The sequence below is a fragment of the Agarivorans sp. OAG1 genome (genome assembly GCF_037076485.1).
Taxonomy (GTDB): Bacteria; Pseudomonadota; Gammaproteobacteria; order Enterobacterales; family Celerinatantimonadaceae; genus Agarivorans; species Agarivorans albus.
Window position 1 is genome coordinate 3,545,548 of record NZ_AP028990.1, and the last position, 16,698, is coordinate 3,562,245.

The window sequence follows — 16,698 nt, forward strand, 5'->3', positions numbered from 1 at the left end:
GGAGAGCAAACATGTTAGCCAAGATTAAATTGGTCAAAACATTAATAGGGGCCGCAGTATTGGCCGCAGGCCTAAGCGGCACAGTTCACGCAGAAGAAGTGCACTTTTTAATCCCCGGAGGCGCAGGCGGAGGCTGGGATGGAACCGCCCGAGGCACCGGCGAAGCCTTAATGAAATCAGGCATTATCGATAAGGTGTCTTACCAAAACATGAGTGGTGGAGGCGGCGGTAAAGCCATTGCTCACTTAATAGAAACAGCTAAAACCCAAGAACATACCTTAATGGTGAACTCAACGCCGATTGTGGTTCGCTCATTAACCGGCGTATTCCCGCAGTCTTTCCGCGATCTTACTCCCATTGCTGCCACAATCGCTGATTACGGCGCGTTAATTGTTAGAGCCGATTCCAAATATACTCATTGGGACCAAGTAATTGCCGACTTCAAAGATAACCCCAATAAAGTAAAAGTTGCTGGCGGTAGTGCGCGCGGCAGCTTAGATCACCTAGTAGCAGCCGCAGCCATTAAAAACGAAGGCTTAGACCCACTAAGATTGCGTTACGTAGCTTACGATGCCGGCGGTAAAGCCATGGCAGGTTTGCTTTCTGGAGAAACCGCACTGCTTTCAACTGGCTTAGGCGAAGCGCTAGAAATGGCGAAAAACGACCAAATTCGTATCTTAGCCATTACCGCAGAAAAACGAGTTAAAGACGCTCCCGAAGTACCAACCTTAAAAGAAATGGGCAACGACACTGTGTTCGCTAACTGGCGTGGCTTTTTTGCGGCACCAGGCACCAGCAAAGCGCAAGCTGAGAAGTTCTCAGACATGCTTAAAGAAATGTACACCACCCCAGAATGGGAAACCGTGCGTTCACGTAATGGCTGGGTAAACAACTTTGTGCCTTATGGCCAGTTCTTCGGCTTTTTAGAACAACAAGAGAAAACAGTAGGCAGCCTAATGAAAGAGCTAGGCTTTCTAAAGTAATCCTATTAGCCAGCAACTCCCTTGCTGCTTTATTTGCTTATCGGTAGTACTCAGTTAAGCACCGGTGCCTAGGCACCGGACTTTTTTTACATTTGGAGCTAACAATGCAAATTAGCAATCAACGAATTGGCGGCCTAATTTTTTTGCTGCTCTCTTTGTTCTACGGCTATTTTAGCTACGACATTCCGCTATTTCCCGGCGCGGAATATGAACCCTTCACCCCGCGCACTCTGCCGCAGTTTTTAGCATTGTGCGGTATTGCTTGCTCAATCATTTTGATGCTCACCGGCGGTAGTGATTTTAGAACCAGCGTAAAACATTTGGTATGGCGCCCCGCCGCCAAATTGCTCGTTGCTATGTTCGCCTATGGCCTACTCGTCAATTGGATGGGGTTTGTATTAGCCACCATTATTTTCCTGGTTGTGAGCTTTCGCATCATGGGTGAAACCCACCATAAAAAGGCACTGGTAGTAGCCATATTGTTCACCGTGGCTTTTTGGGCGCTATTAACCCAAGTATTAGATATTTATTTAGAACCTGGGCAACTGTGGCACTGGTTTAATGGCTAGCAATATAAGGACACGATGATGTTAGATGGAATTTTAGCTGGGCTTAGTACCGCCGTTATGCCAATGAACTTAATGATGGTAATAGTTGGGTGCTTAGTGGGTACCTTCATTGGCATGTTACCCGGCCTTGGGCCAATTACTGCTATCGCTTTGATGATCCCACTTACTTATAGTTTAGAGCCTTCATCAGGTTTAATTTTAATGGCGGGTGTTTATTACGGCGCTATATTTGGCGCATCATCCTCGTCGATATTAATTAATGCGCCAGGCTGTAGTGCTACCGTAGTGACCGCTTTTGATGGCAATCCCTTAGCTAAAAAAGGCCAAGCGGGTAAAGCTTTAGCCGTTGCTGCTTATGCCTCGTTTACTGGCGGTACTTTGGGCGCAATTATGCTGTTAATTGCCGCGCCAGCTTTGGCCTCGGTTTCCTTAAGTTTTCAAAGCGCCGACTACTTCGCCTTAATGGTGCTTGGTCTTTCTGCCGTGGCTGCTTTCTCAGGCAAAGGCCAAGTATTAAAAGCGGTAATGATGACCATTGTGGGTTTGATGTTAGCCACCGTAGGCACCGACAGAAGTGAAGGTGTAGAGCGTTTTACTTTTGGCCAACTGGATTTAATCGATGGCTTTAGCTTCTTATTGTTAGCCATGGCAACCTTTGCCCTAGCCGAAACCTTGATGTCGGTATTAAAACCCGAGAACCCCAATAACAGCGCTACCGAACAAAAAATGATGTCGGAGCTAGGTAGCCTTAAGCTCACCAAACAAGAAGTTAAAACCGTTGCAGCGCCTACTCTTCGCTCTTCATTTCTAGGTTTTTTTGTTGGCGTGCTTCCCGGTGCTGGCGCGACCATCGCCTCTTTTCTGGCATACGGCGTAGAGCGAAATCTCGCCAAAGGCGACGCAAAGAAAGAATTTGGTGAAGGCTCATTAAAGGGCTTGGCTGCGCCCGAATCGGCCAACAATGCTGCGTCGACCGGCTCTTTTGTTCCCTTGCTTACCTTAGGAATTCCCGGCTCGGGCACTACCGCGGTATTGCTCGGAGCCTTAATAGCCTACGGTATTCAGCCGGGGCCAAGAATGTACATCGAGCACCCCGACCTATTTTGGTCGATCATCATTTCTATGTATTTTGGTAATGTGATTTTGTTAATTTTAAACTTACCGCTAATCCCCTACCTCGCCAAGCTACTAAGCATTCCTCGCCCTTATTTGGTGCCGATGATTTTGCTGTTCTCAATTACTGGGGTGTATCTGGTGTCGTTTAATAGCATGGACATCATGATCATGGTGGCGATATGTATGGCAGCCTTGGGCTTACGTTTACTCAACTTCCCTATGGCGCCGATGTTGTTAGGTTTTATTCTTGGTGGAATGCTCGAAGACAACCTACGCCGAGCACTATTAATTGGCGATGGCGAGCTAAGCTTTTTATGGGAGCGTCCCCTAACTCTCACCTTTATTAGCATTGCTGCACTAGTGTTATTTAGCCCACTCTTAAGACCTTTGTGGGAGCGCAGCAAAGCTAAAGCCGAGTATGAACAAGCCAAACAAAAGGCGGCAACTAAGTAATAAAAAAGGCGCTAATTTAGCGCCTTTTTTTGTTCTCTTTAAGTTAGTTAAGATATTGCTTATAGCGTTGATAGCTCGCTGATTTTAAATATTCTTCACCCCTATCAAAGGTAAGCAAATCTGTTTTGCTATAGCGCGTTTCAAACCTGTCATAGAGCACTTTAAGAATAAGCTCTGTTTGCTGATACTGTTTGGTATCAATAGACAGGCCCAGCAACCAAATATAGCCAAATGGCTCTGAAGGCGCCTTCAATAAGGCATTCACTAGGTAGTCTTCGGCTTTCTCGGTTTGGCCACTTTCGTACAAGGCATTGCCAATCTCTACTTGCACTCTTACGTCTTTAACAACGGTTTCTGGGAAACGCTTTAAGCTTTCAATCGCTAGGTCAAATTGCTGATTGTCGTAGTAATAGGCGTAGAAACGTGGATGAACCGGCTGGTGCTTCTCCATATACACTACAAAAGATCGTGGCATCACCAAACTGGGTTGGTTGATATAAGCTTTCATTAAGCCTGCCAGTACTAAAGGCTTTTGCTGAAACGGCTTAGGAATCTCGTTGTAGGCAAACAGCATCTCGGTATAACTAGCTTGTCGAACCGCCTCAAAGAAATCGCCCATGCGCTGGATACCGCTATTGGGGTGGGTTTTACGATATTGCTCCATATCGATAACCAGGTCGAAGCTGTCTGAGATCCCAACCCCCGTAAACAAATTGAAAATATCAACGATGTGGCCATCTAACCAGCTTATTTCGTAGTAGGCAAAGGTGCCATCTAGGGTAAAACGGTAATAGCTAGTTGCTTGCTGCTTAGTATGAACATCACTGTCTACATATTTCCAGCTACCGCCTGGCTGGGCCAAAATGGCTGTAATCGAAGTATCCGTTAAGCTAGACAGAAGTTGAGTAACGTTTGCTCGCTGATTGGCATTAAAAGTAAACGCTAAATCAGTTTCCAGTTTTTCAACCATTTTAGCTTCATCAATTTTACTTCTAAGCGCATTTTCAGTATGTTGATTCAGCGCATTAGCATAGTTAACAAAATATCTATCACTGTATAGCTCTGCCGGCTCTTGGGTTTTAACCACCGGGTTATTTGTTTCAGATACAGAAGGAACTGTACGGCCGGTATCGTTACTTGCACAAGCACTCAGCATCAAGCTTAAGGCTAAAATATAAAAAGCTTTCATTACAATGCCTCCTGCTGGTTATTGGTTTGCTTTTCAAGCAAGAAGCTCACTAGTTCGTTCATCGAATCGTAGGCTTGATCTTCGGTCACTCTGGTCACGCTGTAATTAATTTCTAAGGCCTTTCTAGCTTTCCTCATTAACTTGGCATATTGCTTTACCTCACTGGCGGCAACCGCCATTTGCTTATTCTGATATTGCTGTTGATAAGTGATCACTTTGTTGCGGTAGTCAAAACGCGTATACAATTTAAAGTGTTCGTCTTCTAGCGTTTGTTCTTCATTAGCCCAACTAAAATCGATGTCGTAGGGCAAGTATAGTTTTGCTTGTTGCTGGATGTTTATCGGACGCCCCAAGGAGTAAGGTTGTTTACGTTGAATTTTCTGCGGCACTTTTAAGTAATGCTCAACCGCATCAGAAACCAACACAAACTCAGCGTCGCCTTCAACTTCATGCCAAAACTCATTCACCAAATAGTGCTCTTTAATTTCAATACGATTGCTAATTTTGTCATCACTAATTTGCAAATCTTGTTTTAGGCTAATCGAAGGATAAAAACGCTGGTAATAAGACAAATACGATTTTGTCATGCGTTTAGCGCTCTGGCCTGCAATTTCATAACGCATTCTGTCAGCTTCTGCGCCGGTAAAGGTATTAACAACCGTGAGTTGCACCGGCGAGCGAAAATCAGAAGCAATAAACTCCTGGGTAACTTCAACAAGGTTATCTTCAGCGACAAAATCAGGAATACTGCTTAAGCCTTGATTGTCTGGCGAAATAACCAAAGCTTGTCCAAAAGCCGCTGGCACTATGGTTTCCAACAGGTTTGACTGATATGCGTTAGTTGGGTCAACCCAATAGTCTTGCCCCTTATAATTCAAATACACAATCGCATGATTAAAGGCGTTGTAACCCGGCAAATGCTCAGCCAAGGTATTGTGTTTATAGCTAGACACCAATACTGGGTAAGCATCTACTCCCAACTCGTTTAATGCACTTACCAACAACAAAGACTTGTCTTTACAGTCTCCATAACGGTTCGCTAACACTTCAGATGGAGAATGTGGGCGATGTGAATTCTCGCCAATCTCCACCCCTAAATAACGAATATCTTGTTGGGAAAAGCGTATCGCTTCTTCAATGGCTAATTTGGTGGGTTTAGCTTTAAGTTCACTAAGCCAGTCGTCGAAGGCAGCAGAATGCTTAGCCGAGGTTTTAAATAAAGACTCAGCCCAATTAGACACTTGCGACCAATCTTCAAAGCTAGTGATTTGCCAAGTAGGGTAAGCAGAATCCCAGTTTGGGGCTTGGCCATCTTCATAATAGGCCGGCGAATTTTCGATAAGCACCGAGTAGCGAACCTTGTTCCCCTCGGTGTTTACCTTTACCTCTGTGTCGATATCGGCAAGTTGATTGCTAAGTTTTCTGCTTTTGTGCGCCACGATACTGGCATGAGTTATTCCCACCGGAACGCCCCAACCTAAACCAAAGGTATGGCTAAAGTGGCCATCAAATACTGGGTTTTCACCAATTACGCTAAAGCTGTAATCGACAATGTCACCCGCTCTTACATCCTTTAACCAAAGCTGTAATTGCTTTTGTCCTGAATACAGTTTGCTATGTTGTTCGGGTTCAATGTCCACTGCTCGAATATCATCAGCAACCAAACGGTTAAACGATTTATCGCCTCGTATGATGTTTATGTGGTGCAACTCAACCCGCTGAAAGTCGGGATTAAAGGTGATGGTTAAATCTGAATTATCTTCAACGCCAGCACTGTCATTCACTTGAAAGCGGATATAGCGATAGTAATGCGGCTGCTTGTTAAGCAAACTTACTTGAGTATCCGATACCAAATAATCTACAGACTCTACACCAAGATCAGCTTGGTTTAACTTGCTTAAATCCGCTTCTACAATCCACTTAGGTTTATCACCTACTCGCCACAACGCATCGTTAGCAGCTAATGAAATGGTGGAGTAAAAGAGATTGGCAAACAGCAGAAAGAATAAAAAGAATGGTCGACTAACTAGCACTGCACTTCCCTTGCATCAACATCAAAAAGCCATACTAGTAATAATTATTTTAAAGTTAAAGCTCAACACGCGGCTTATTAGAAAAGAACTGCAATATATTGATGTTGTTTAAATAATTTTCAAATTTTAAGGTAATTGCCAATAAAAAAGCAGCGCCTAAACGCTGCTTATAAATACTCATTATGAATAACTACTTTTCTTCAGCAGCCTTACAACAAGCAGCCGTAAACAATACATCGGTAGAGCTGTTTAGCGCAGTTTCGGCAGAGTCTTGTAATACGCCGATAATAAAGCCTACAGCAACCACTTGCATGGCCACATCGTTAGACACACCAAACAAGCTACACGCTAATGGAATAAGCAATAACGAGCCACCAGCAACACCCGAGGCACCACAAGCAGACACCGCTGCCACTACGCTCAGTAACAAGGCAGTAGCAAAATCTACTTGAATACCTAAGGTATGCACTGCCGCTAGCGATAACACGGTAATGGTAATTGCAGCACCGGCCATGTTAATGGTGGCACCAAGTGGGATAGACACCGAGTAAGTATCTTCATCTAGCTTTAAGCGCTGGGCTAAGTCCATGTTTACTGGAATGTTCGCAGCAGAGCTACGGGTGAAGAAGGCAGTTACGCCACTTTCACGTAAACACTTAAATACTAATGGGTAAGGGTTGCGACGAATTTTGTAGAACACTAGCAGCGGGTTCATCACCAAGGCAATCAATAACATAGAGCCAATGAGTACCAACAATAGTTGGCTGTAACCTAGCAATACCGAGAAGCCCGTTTGCGCAATAGTGTTTGCCACCAAGCCAAAAATACCAATTGGTGCTAAGCGAATAACAAAACGCACAATGCTTGATACACCCGCAGCCACGTCATTAAACAAGGTTTTAGTGGTGTCCGATGCGCTATGCATGGCAATACCTAAACCAATTGCCCACGCTAAAATGCCAATGTAGTTGCCATTCATAATGGCGCTAATTGGGTTATCGACAATTTTAAATAGTAAGGTGTGTAATACTTCGCCAATGCCTTGCGGAGGATTAGCCGAAGTTTCGGTGCTCACTAACACTAACTCGGTAGGGAACATAAAGCTCATGGCTACCGCCGTTAACGACGCGGCAAAAGTACCAAATAAATATAAATAAATAATCGGACGAAGCTGAGTATTTTGGCCACGTTTATGGCTAGCAACCGAGGCCGCCACCAACACAAAAACCAATACCGGCGCTACGGCTTTTAAAGCGCCAACAAATAGGCTACCTAACATGCCAATAGACGTAGCCGCACTAGGTGCTAAAACGGCTAAAATGCTACCGGCGATAATACCGATAAGGATCTGCAGCACTAAACTGCCTTGGGTAATAAATCGTAATATGCTGTTGTTTGATTGTTGTTTCATGCTTCTTATGGTCCTTTCGTGAAGCTATATAATTGGCGAAGGCGTAACCTTATAGGATGAAACACCATAATCACAGACAATAACCACATTAAATTGACACATCGCAAAAACTTTTCGCTCATCTAGATTGTATAAGCAATATACAAGTAAGGTTTACACCTAAAAGCCCAACATTTTTAGCTATTGCTCAACTAACTTAGTGTTGCAACTTGCCCTTAAGCTCAGTATTTACTTACACTTTGATCAGCTGTTCAGGTTTTTGTGGCAATTTTGCAAGTCGTCATTGGCTAAACAAACAGGCGCTTAAACTAAATTAAGCACCAAAAGCAAAACATCAAACATAAATAAAACTTGAACAATTAATTATCAAGGCGTATAACTTGACGAATCGTCACATTGTGACGAAGTGTCAATAACGAGAAAAAATGAATACCAAAACCAGAAAAGCCCAAGAAATTGCCAACCGCGAAGAGCTGCTGCTAGATATAGCATTGGAGCTGATGGCTGAAACCGGCTTTGCTGGCCTTACGATGGATAAAATTACCCAGCGTTCACAGTATTCAAAAGGCACCGTGTATAACCACTTTGCCTGTAAAGAAGATGTATTGTGTGCCTTGTGCTGCCGCTCTATGCGATTACAAATAGAGCTATACCAGCGGATTAATGATTTTGCTGGTAGCACTCGAGAGAAGATGATTGCAATGGCCTATGGCTACCGTTTGTTTAATCGTCTTTACCCTACTCTGTCGATGGTAGTGTTAAGTATGAAAACACCTAACATCATGGAGAAAACCTCGAGTATTCGCAGTACCAGCGTAAGTGAACACGAAAACAAAATTGTCGGTATTGCGGTTAAGTTGATTGAAGAAGCTGTTGCTTTAGGTGAAATACCAGCCAGTCAAAATGTAGATGCCAATGCTGCTACATTTGCCGCTTGGTCGATGGCCTTTGGCACCAATGCGCTAAGCAGCGCAGTGGTAAATAAATCCAGCAAGTTTTGCTCTGCGGGTTTCGACAGCCAATACGCATTGCTATACAACGTAAATTTGTTGTGTGACGGGTTAAATTGGAAACCCTTGTCTAATCAACAAGATTACTTAGCCACTTGGCAGCGAATAGGCCAAGAGCTATATGCCAAAGAGTTGGCCATGCTGGAGCAAAACGAAACGCTGTATTAAGCGCTTTACGCAAACCAGCAATTAGCGAATAAAGATTTGTAAGTTCTAAGAGTAAAAGTGCCAAGTTGTTCTATTGTTGTTAAGTGGAATAATAAACGCACGCATTTAGATTCAATTAAAACCGCCGATTACTGCGGTTTTTTAAGCAAAGGAAGTGACGATTCGTCAATTTTAGACAAATCGTCATAATTCACTCTAAACCAATTGAATGGTGCAATTGGTAAAGGACAGGGCTATGGAAAAGAAATTTTTTAATCAAGTGATTGCCAGACCTTGGCTAACACTCATGTTATTAATGTTAGCCGTTGTAGCAATGAGCTCTGGCGGACGCTTTCTTACCTTTGTAGGCGATTACCGCATTTTCTTTGGTGAGGACAACCCTCAGCTGCAAGAATTTGAAAGCATGCAAAAGGTGTTTAATAAAACCGATTCGGTCACCTTTGTTATCTCCCCCAACGAAGGCGATGTATTCAACCCGCAATCTCTCACTCTCATTAAAGAGCTTACCGACGACTCTTGGCTTATTCCCAACTCTACTCGGGTCGATTCCATCACCAACTTTCAACATACCGAAGCCGTAGAAGATGACCTTTGGGTAGAAGACTTATTGCTAGAGCTAGATATGTTAGATGCTGAAAAAGTATCTAAAATTGAGCAAGTTAGCCTAAGTGAACAACTACTAGAAAACCGCTTAATTAGCCTAGATGGGCGCGTAGCAGTAGTGGCTGCCACCATCACCATCTCTGAAGACGATATGCAGGCCGAGGTACCTAAAACCTCGCAGTTTGTACGTGAGCTACAAGCCAAGTATCAGCAAGCCTACCCAGAACATAAAATCTTGCTCTCTGGCATGATTATGATGAACAACAGCTTCATCGAACAAAGCCAGAAAGACATGTCCACTTTAGTGCCGCTAATGTTCTTGCTAATTTTAGTGATGCTAGCCATTTTACTGCGCTCGGTATTAGGCATGCTAGCTACCCTAGTGGTCATTGTAGTGACTATTGCCAGCACCATGGGCATGGCCGGTTGGATGGGCTTTGCACTCAATACCGTTACGGTAAATGTGCCCACCATGGTAATGACCTTAGCAGTGGCCGACTGTGTGCACGTTATCGCCTCTATGCTCTACGAGATGCGCCAAGGTAAATCTAAAAAAGAAGCCCTCGCCTTTAGTTTAAAAATAAACAACCGCGCTATTTTCCTTACTAGTGCCACCACTGCGATTGGTTTCTTAACCTTAAACTTCTCAGATTCACCGCCGTTTCAAGCCTTAGGCACCATTGTGGCGGTGGGTGTAATGCTGGCCTATTTGTACGCACTTACCATTTTGCCTGCCCTGCTCAACATTCTGCCAATTAAACAAACGCCGAGCATCAGCAGCCGTTCAAACTACGACCGCTTAGCAAATTTTGTGATTGATTCTCGCAAATGGTTAATGCCAGTTACGGTAGTTATGATTATTGGCTTCTTGGCCATGATCCCACGCAACCAACTTAACGACGTAGCTACGGAGTACTTCAGCAAGCAGGTGGACTTTCGTCAATCCACAGACTTTATGGAGGAAAATATATCCGGGATTACCACCATTTCTTATGAAATAAGAAGCGGTGAAAGTAGCGGCATTAACCAGCCTCACTACATGCAAAAAGTGGCCGACTTTAGCGCGTGGTTACGCCAACAACCAGAGATCGACAACGTAAATAGCATCTCCGACATTATGCGCCGTTTAAACAAAAACATGCATGGAGACGATCCAAGCTATTACCTAGTGCCCGAAGAGCGCGAACTCTCGGCCCAGTATTTATTAATGTATGAAATGAGTTTGCCCTACGGCTTAGATTTAAATAACCAAATCAATGTAGATAAATCGGCAACGCGCTTAACCATTACCACCAAAAACATGGGCTCTATCGGCATGATAGCGCTAGAGCAACGCTCCTTAGATTGGTGGCAACAAAATGCGCCCGAGTATCGAGTAATCGCCGCCAGCCCTAACCTAATGTTTGCCCACATTGGTGAGCGCAATATGCCGCAAGCCCTCAAAGGTGCATTTTGGGCACTGGTGCTTATTTCGGTGTTAATTGGTATTTCGCTACGTTCACTGCGGCTAACCTTTATTAGCTTGCTACCAAACCTAGTACCCGCTGGCATTGGCTTTGGTATTTGGGCGCTAATTGATGGCAACATAAACCTTGGTTTGTCGATTGTTATTAGCGTTACCTTAGGCATTGTGGTCGACGACACCGTGCACTTCCTTACCAAGTACCAATATGCCCGCAAGCAGGGTAAATCTGCCGAAGACGCAGTGCGCTACGCCTTTGTAACCGTAGGTAAAGCACTGGCTATTACCACCGCGGTATTGGTAGTTGGCTTCTCAGTATTAATTGGTTCAACCTTTACTATTAACTCCAATATGGGGCTACTTACTTCTATTATTATTGCCGTAGCCTTAATCATCGATTTCTTACTACTACCATTACTCTTGATTAGTTTTGACCGTGCAAAGGGAGCAGAAAATGCAGCAGCACTTCAACAAAAAACCGCTTAGTATGTGGCTTAATCGTGCCGCAGTTATCTGTATTAGCCTGTTGTTTAGCCAACAAGCATTAGCAGAAACCGCAGAAGAAAAAGGCTTACGCATCGCTCAAGAGCGCAAAGCCTTTGATTTAGGTTGGGTAGACTCTAAAGCCGACACAGAAATGGTGCTGTACAACGCGCAAGGCGATAAAAGCACCCGCTCTATTCGCATTCAATCTTTAGAAGTAGAAGGCGACGGCGACAAAGCCTTAAGCGTGTTTGACCACCCAGCCGACGTAAAAGGCACTGCCTTTTTAAGCTTTTCTCACGCCCTAGAGCCCGACGAGCAATGGTTATACCTACCTGCGTTAAAACGGGTAAAACGCATTGGTTCACGCAACAAATCGGGCCCTTACATGGGCAGCGAGTTTGCCTTTGAAGATCTAAGCTCATTTGAAGTAGAAAAATATACCTACACTTACCTGCGCGACGAAACCATTGCCGGCTTCGACAGCTATGTAGTGCAAAACGTACCGGTAGATAAGTACTCAGGTTATACCAAGCAAATTACCTGGATGGACAAAGAAGCCTACCGCGTACACAAAGTAGAGTTTTACGACCGTAAAGGTCAGCTACTAAAAACCCTCACCATGAGTGATTACCAAGTGTATGCCGACAAACATTGGCGTCCTTCTAAAATGCTGATGGTGAACCACCAAACCGACAAAAAAACCGAAATGTTCTGGAATAATTATCAGTTTAAAACTGGCGTAAAAGAATCAGACTTCAACAAAAACAAGCTTAAGCGAGCCCGCTAATGAGAGCGACTAACTCTGCGCTTGCAACAGCGCTAAGCCTAGCCTTATTAAGCACAAACAGCGCAGCCATGGAGCTGCGCGGCAATGTGGCTGTGCAATATCGTGGCTTTTTCGAGCAAGGTGCTTTTCCGGGTCAAGACCAGCAGCATCAAGGCTCGATAAGTGCCGAGCCCGAGCTGTACTGGGAGTGGAACGATGGCATCGACAGCATCACCTTTACGCCCTTTGCACGGGCCGACTCCATGGACTCTGAGCGCACTCATGCCGACATTCGCGAGCTTAAATGGCTACACCTAGCCGACGAATACGAGCTCGAAATTGGCATAGCCAAAGTGTTTTGGGGCGTAACCGAAACCCAACACTTGGTAGATGTGATAAACCAAACCGACTTTATCGAATCGCCCGATGGCGACGAAAAGCTTGGCCAACCCATGCTGCACTTTAATACCTATCAAGACTCCGGCATTTGGGATGTATTCATTTTACCGGGCTTTAGAGAGCGAACCTTTGCCGGCGTAGATGGCCGCTTTCGCCCGCCATTACCGGTAGACCAAGATAATGCCCAGTATGAATCGGGCGCTAAAGACAAACATGTTGATCTAGCCCTGCGCTGGGCGCAAACCTTTGGCGACTGGGATGTAGGCACCGCCTACTTTCGTGGTACCAATCGTGACCCACTGCTAATTGCTAGCGCCGACGGCACTAAACTTACCCCCTACTATGAGCAAATGGACCAACTTGGCGTAGATCTACAAGCCACCATTGGTGATTGGTTATGGAAGTTTGAAGGCTTATATCGCAATACCAGCAGCAACAGTTACACCGCTGCTGTTGGCGGTTACGAATATACCCTAGTGGGTTTATTCGACAGCATTGCCGATTTAGGTTTACTTACAGAGTACAACTGGAATAGTGACGGCAAAGAGGCCACCTCTACCTTTCAAAACGATCTCTACCTAGGCGCGCGCTTAGTATTAAACGACGCGCAAAGTAGTGAGTTTTTGTTAGGAGGCGCGATAGACCTCGACTACAACACCAACGTAGTCACCCTAGAAGCCAGCCGCCGCTTTGGCGAAAACTGGAAAGGCGAGCTAGATCTTTGGTACATCGACGCCGATGACCTCGCAGACCCAACCTACTCCTTTAGCAAAGACAGTTTTGTACAGGTAAACATGGCCTACTTTTTCTAAAAGCTACCCAGGAAAGGTATTGCAAAAAGCCCTCATTGTTGAGGGCTTTTTATTGGGAGTGAGTATATGGGTTAGTTGAAAACTAATTCCTTGCTAAGCCGAAAGAGCGGTTGGATATAATCGAGAAGCGATGGCCAACTGTTATTTATCCGTTTAAGCAACTTGTTATACCTATCTTAACCTAGACTGTCGTCTTAATGATTCTACCGCATCGACTATAGAATCACCTTTAGATTCCTTGCTAGACCAATCCTGCCAAAAGTCTTTAGTAACACTTGCGGGTTCTAAGTTTGGCTTATTCAACTTTATACGCGAAGGTAGCAAGACAGCGTCTCCTAATACTACTGCCTCACCAGTATCTAATATAGGTAAAACAGAGGTAAGCGAACTTAATGAATCAGGCATCATTTTGTGGACGACTTGCTGATCTTGTGGGTTACTTAGCCTCAATGCTATAAGGTTGTTACATTGGCTCAAAATAGTTCGGCTTACATCTGAAGGTCGCTGACTAACAACAAGTAACGACACTCCATACTTTCTGCCTTCTTTTGCTACTTTTTCAAAAGTGTCTAAAGCAATTCTTGAATCAGCATCACTAGCATCTTTTGTTGGCAAGTATATATGTGCTTCATCGCATACAAAGGCGATAGGAGTTCGGTCTTCTTCTGCTCGCCAAAACTGTACGTTATACAAAAATCGGGTCAATACACCAATTACTATTGGTAATATGTCAGAAGGGACTTCTGAGAAATCTATAACTTTTATGCCGAATGAATCTGCTTTTGTTTCCAAAAATTGGTTGGCATAAGTAGCTAACCATTCGTACTCATTTGCTCCATCAGGAGATTCAAACAAAAACGAATTTCTCTTATCATCTATTTTCGTCTCAAGTCGCCCGATAAATCTAGTCAGTTTACCGTTCCAATCCCCTTTAACCTCACCTCTTGCACCTTGTTTCATTCCTTTATCATCTGCAGAAAGTCGTTCTAAAAGGTGACGAATTGAATACGGAATAGGTGAATCAATAGTTAATCCATCAGTAAGTTCTGTGAGATTATTCTCAACTAAGTATTGTTGCTTTAGCTCTCTTACATGGTGAGTAAATCGAGATGATTGATTAGGCGCGTTATTATCAGAACGGTCTAAGAGCAAAGCTAACATTTCATCTTTATTAAGCAGCCAGTGCGGCACAAATACAGAGCTAGAGTTTTTATTTTCAATATCAGCTGGCCCGGCTATTTTATAATATTCAGCTATTGGATCTTTTCCAGCTTCTACACCTTCTCTAGTTAGAGTTTTATACTCACCATGAAGATCAAAAAGAATAATATTTGTATGCTCTAATTTTGCAGCTTGCTCAAGTAGAGAAGCTACCGTCCAGCTTTTACCTGAACCAGTGCTACCAAGCAGAGCTGCGTGACGCTGAAAAAGCTTATCGCCATTTGCAACTGCTTTAGATTGGGTATTCCCATATGTACCAAGTACTAATTGAATATCCTCAGGAGTATCACTTGCAACTACTGACATCAAACTTTCAAGACTTTCTTCTTGTATTAAAAAGACTTGTTTATCAACTCTAGGGAAGTACTTTGCACCCCGCTTAAATATTTGACGCTTATCTCCAAGAACCTCCCAATAAGTACCAATCAGTGCAACTTGAACAACATCATGATCAATGACTACATCAAAATCTTCCTCATCATCCTCTTCCGCTTCAGAATCCATTAATATAGGACTTCCGATACTTCTTTTCACTTTCTCGATTATGCCAATCAAAAACTCTTGAGGTGTAGCTCCTTGAATAGCGACTAAATCTGAAACTGTTAATATTTGAATAACCTCTGGTGACTCGGCTAATATTAGTGCTCGATTTGTATCTACACTAGCTACTCTACCTATATAACAGTCACCTTCAGTTGATACCACATACTCTTCTGTTGTCATATTAAAACTCCAGTTATAAATTCTTTAAGTGACCACCAATTGGCATCAAGAAGAGTTTCAACTCCACCAATTCTAATTTTGGTCTCATTATCGTCTGAACCAACAGAAACCAAGGTAACGTTATTTAGCTTGTCACAGATTCTTATTGCATTCGGTGTTAAGACTTTGGTAATAACTAAAGTAGGAACACCTTCACGGAGCTTATTTAACAAATGAACCTCAAGCTGTTCATCATTAAAACCGTATCCGACAATCAATATCGCTTTGGCTTCTTGAATATGTTTATTTGCAAACTCACGGTGATAGTCAAATGGGTGTTGATAACCTTCTCTAAACTTGCTAGTACCTGGAGTAATAATTAATCTTCTCGCACTACTCTCGTAAGGCGACCTTATAATATTCCCATTGACTTCATACCAATCTAAACTTCCATGAGGTTTAAAGATTTTCGCATGTTTTTTTACTGAAACTTTAACCCCTGATCCACCTCTTAAATTTCTTCTTCTTTCAATAACTGAAATTTTGTCTTTTTCACCATCAGGATCATGTGTTCCGCAGTAATAACCATTGAAACCAGTAATTATATCGAGACCACATGTTTCACAAGCTAGCTCTATGAGACGATCATAATTAGGCGTTACAATAATGAGTTCATTTTGATTGTGTAACAGGTGGTTTAACAAAAGAGAAAATGCTAATCGCTTTTCTTGCAACACAACAGCCTCGATTATTGATTTTTCATCTTTGCTTATAAGTTTGGTCGTTTCAGAAACAATAAATGGAACCAAAGCACTGCCTTGTTTTAAAGATGCCATAGCGTCTTCAAAACCTACACCCTTATCTATTTGATCCTCAACTTGCTTCCATTCATCTAATAAATCCCCTTCAACAAGCTTCGGGATTTCCTCCTTCAAATATTGAGAAAGATGCCACATACCAGATATTCCTTCACCCAAAGATAATCCCGAGCCAATAAGTACTAGAGGGTTTTGTATAAAAAACTCTTGTAGATGCTTCTTTACTGAGTCAACGTCCAAAATGTCCTCTCAACTATGAAATAGGTATAACAACTTATTAAGAGGAAAAATTCCTTGTTCAAACAAGGAATCCTTCCTCTTTTCACGCATTTTATAATACAAAGGCTATCACCTTTCCTAAGCTACATCAGTTGCCCAGCCCCAAAATTAACAAAAATATCATTATGTAATAGTGCAAGCCGTTGTGAAAAGAAGCAATCACCTTGCTTTTTATGCCTTTAGCCAAGCGATCTTTCTGCGGTAGTATTCATGAACAA

12 protein-coding genes are annotated in these 16,698 nt (G+C 43.3%); 7 read left to right on the forward strand and 5 right to left on the reverse strand.

The features are described 5' to 3' along the window. The first annotated feature begins 11 nt into the window (after nt 1-11). The 3 genes from OAG1_RS16180 to OAG1_RS16190 all read left to right on the forward strand — a co-directional run bounded on the left by OAG1_RS16180 (nt 12) and on the right by OAG1_RS16190 (nt 3,121). On the forward strand, nt 12-983 hold the full coding sequence (locus OAG1_RS16180; RefSeq protein ID WP_221076313.1) for a tripartite tricarboxylate transporter substrate-binding protein: 972 nt from the start codon (nt 12-14) through the stop codon (nt 981-983). Between the two features lie 104 nt (nt 984-1,087). Then, a complete protein-coding gene (locus tag OAG1_RS16185; protein WP_152779958.1) occupies nt 1,088-1,552 on the forward strand; it encodes a tripartite tricarboxylate transporter TctB family protein in 465 nt (154 codons plus the stop codon). Between the two features lie 18 nt (nt 1,553-1,570). Continuing rightward, complete coding sequence (locus tag OAG1_RS16190; protein ID WP_338622000.1) at nt 1,571-3,121, forward strand: tripartite tricarboxylate transporter permease; 1,551 nt, start codon at nt 1,571-1,573, stop codon at nt 3,119-3,121. Nucleotides 3,122-3,164: 43 nt separating this feature from the next. On the opposite strand, the gene OAG1_RS16195 is transcribed toward OAG1_RS16190, so the two are convergent. The 3 genes from OAG1_RS16195 to sstT all read right to left on the reverse strand — a co-directional run bounded on the left by OAG1_RS16195 (nt 3,165) and on the right by sstT (nt 7,754). Continuing rightward, on the reverse strand, nt 3,165-4,310 hold the full coding sequence (locus OAG1_RS16195; RefSeq protein ID WP_338622001.1) for a hypothetical protein: 1,146 nt from the start codon (nt 4,308-4,310) through the stop codon (nt 3,165-3,167). Beyond that, nucleotides 4,310-6,343: a DUF3857 domain-containing transglutaminase family protein gene (locus OAG1_RS16200; RefSeq protein WP_338622002.1), complete on the reverse strand. Its 2,034-nt coding sequence runs from the start codon at nt 6,341-6,343 to the stop codon at nt 4,310-4,312. Before OAG1_RS16200 ends, OAG1_RS16195 begins: the two co-directional genes overlap by 1 nt. A gap of 190 nt (nt 6,344-6,533) precedes the next feature. Beyond that, nucleotides 6,534-7,754 carry a serine/threonine transporter SstT gene (gene sstT / locus OAG1_RS16205; RefSeq protein WP_338622003.1) on the reverse strand — a complete coding sequence of 407 codons (1,221 nt, stop codon included), beginning with the start codon at nt 7,752-7,754 and terminating at the stop codon, nt 6,534-6,536. A gap of 425 nt (nt 7,755-8,179) precedes the next feature. On the opposite strand from sstT, the gene OAG1_RS16210 reads away from it, so the two are divergent. From OAG1_RS16210 to OAG1_RS16225, 4 genes are all read left to right on the forward strand, one after another. Then, on the forward strand, nt 8,180-8,932 hold the full coding sequence (locus OAG1_RS16210) for a TetR/AcrR family transcriptional regulator (protein WP_016400903.1): 753 nt from the start codon (nt 8,180-8,182) through the stop codon (nt 8,930-8,932). Between the two features lie 235 nt (nt 8,933-9,167). After that, nucleotides 9,168-11,483 carry an MMPL family transporter gene (locus tag OAG1_RS16215; RefSeq protein ID WP_338622004.1) on the forward strand — a complete coding sequence of 772 codons (2,316 nt, stop codon included), beginning with the start codon at nt 9,168-9,170 and terminating at the stop codon, nt 11,481-11,483. Then, a complete protein-coding gene (locus OAG1_RS16220) occupies nt 11,452-12,270 on the forward strand; it encodes an outer membrane lipoprotein-sorting protein (protein WP_016400901.1) in 819 nt (272 codons plus the stop codon). Before OAG1_RS16215 ends, OAG1_RS16220 begins: the two co-directional genes overlap by 32 nt. Beyond that, nucleotides 12,270-13,460 (forward strand): hypothetical protein, encoded by a 1,191-nt coding sequence (locus tag OAG1_RS16225; RefSeq protein ID WP_338622005.1) that lies wholly within the window; start codon nt 12,270-12,272, stop codon nt 13,458-13,460. The genes OAG1_RS16220 and OAG1_RS16225 overlap by 1 nt, the downstream gene beginning before the upstream one ends. Nucleotides 13,461-13,631: 171 nt before the next feature. Here OAG1_RS16225 and OAG1_RS16230 read toward each other — a convergent pair whose 3' ends face one another. Together OAG1_RS16230 and OAG1_RS16235 are read right to left on the reverse strand one after the other, a co-directional pair. Then, nucleotides 13,632-15,404, reverse strand: a complete 1,773-nt coding sequence (locus OAG1_RS16230; protein ID WP_338622006.1) for an ATP-binding protein — start codon at nt 15,402-15,404, stop codon at nt 13,632-13,634. Further along, nucleotides 15,401-16,441 (reverse strand): SIR2 family protein, encoded by a 1,041-nt coding sequence (locus OAG1_RS16235; protein ID WP_338622007.1) that lies wholly within the window; start codon nt 16,439-16,441, stop codon nt 15,401-15,403. Before OAG1_RS16235 ends, OAG1_RS16230 begins: the two co-directional genes overlap by 4 nt. Nucleotides 16,442-16,698 lie beyond the last annotated feature (257 nt).

Bases quoted from the DNA above. Each gene is read 5' to 3' on its own strand.
- OAG1_RS16180 (WP_221076313.1), top strand. From the start codon at position 12: ATGTTAGCCAAGATTAAATTGGTCAAAACATTAATAGGGGCCGCAGTA.
- OAG1_RS16185 (WP_152779958.1), top strand. From the start codon at position 1,088: ATGCAAATTAGCAATCAACGAATTGGCGGCCTAATTTTTTTGCTGCTC.
- OAG1_RS16190 (WP_338622000.1), top strand. From the start codon at position 1,571: ATGTTAGATGGAATTTTAGCTGGGCTTAGTACCGCCGTTATGCCAATG.
- OAG1_RS16195 (WP_338622001.1), bottom strand. From the start codon at position 4,310: ATGAAAGCTTTTTATATTTTAGCCTTAAGCTTGATGCTGAGTGCTTGT.
- sstT (WP_338622003.1), bottom strand. From the start codon at position 7,754: ATGAAACAACAATCAAACAACAGCATATTACGATTTATTACCCAAGGC.
- OAG1_RS16210 (WP_016400903.1), top strand. From the start codon at position 8,180: ATGAATACCAAAACCAGAAAAGCCCAAGAAATTGCCAACCGCGAAGAG.
- OAG1_RS16215 (WP_338622004.1), top strand. From the start codon at position 9,168: ATGGAAAAGAAATTTTTTAATCAAGTGATTGCCAGACCTTGGCTAACA.
- OAG1_RS16220 (WP_016400901.1), top strand. From the start codon at position 11,452: ATGCAGCAGCACTTCAACAAAAAACCGCTTAGTATGTGGCTTAATCGT.
- OAG1_RS16225 (WP_338622005.1), top strand. From the start codon at position 12,270: ATGAGAGCGACTAACTCTGCGCTTGCAACAGCGCTAAGCCTAGCCTTA.
- OAG1_RS16230 (WP_338622006.1), bottom strand. From the start codon at position 15,404: ATGACAACAGAAGAGTATGTGGTATCAACTGAAGGTGACTGTTATATA.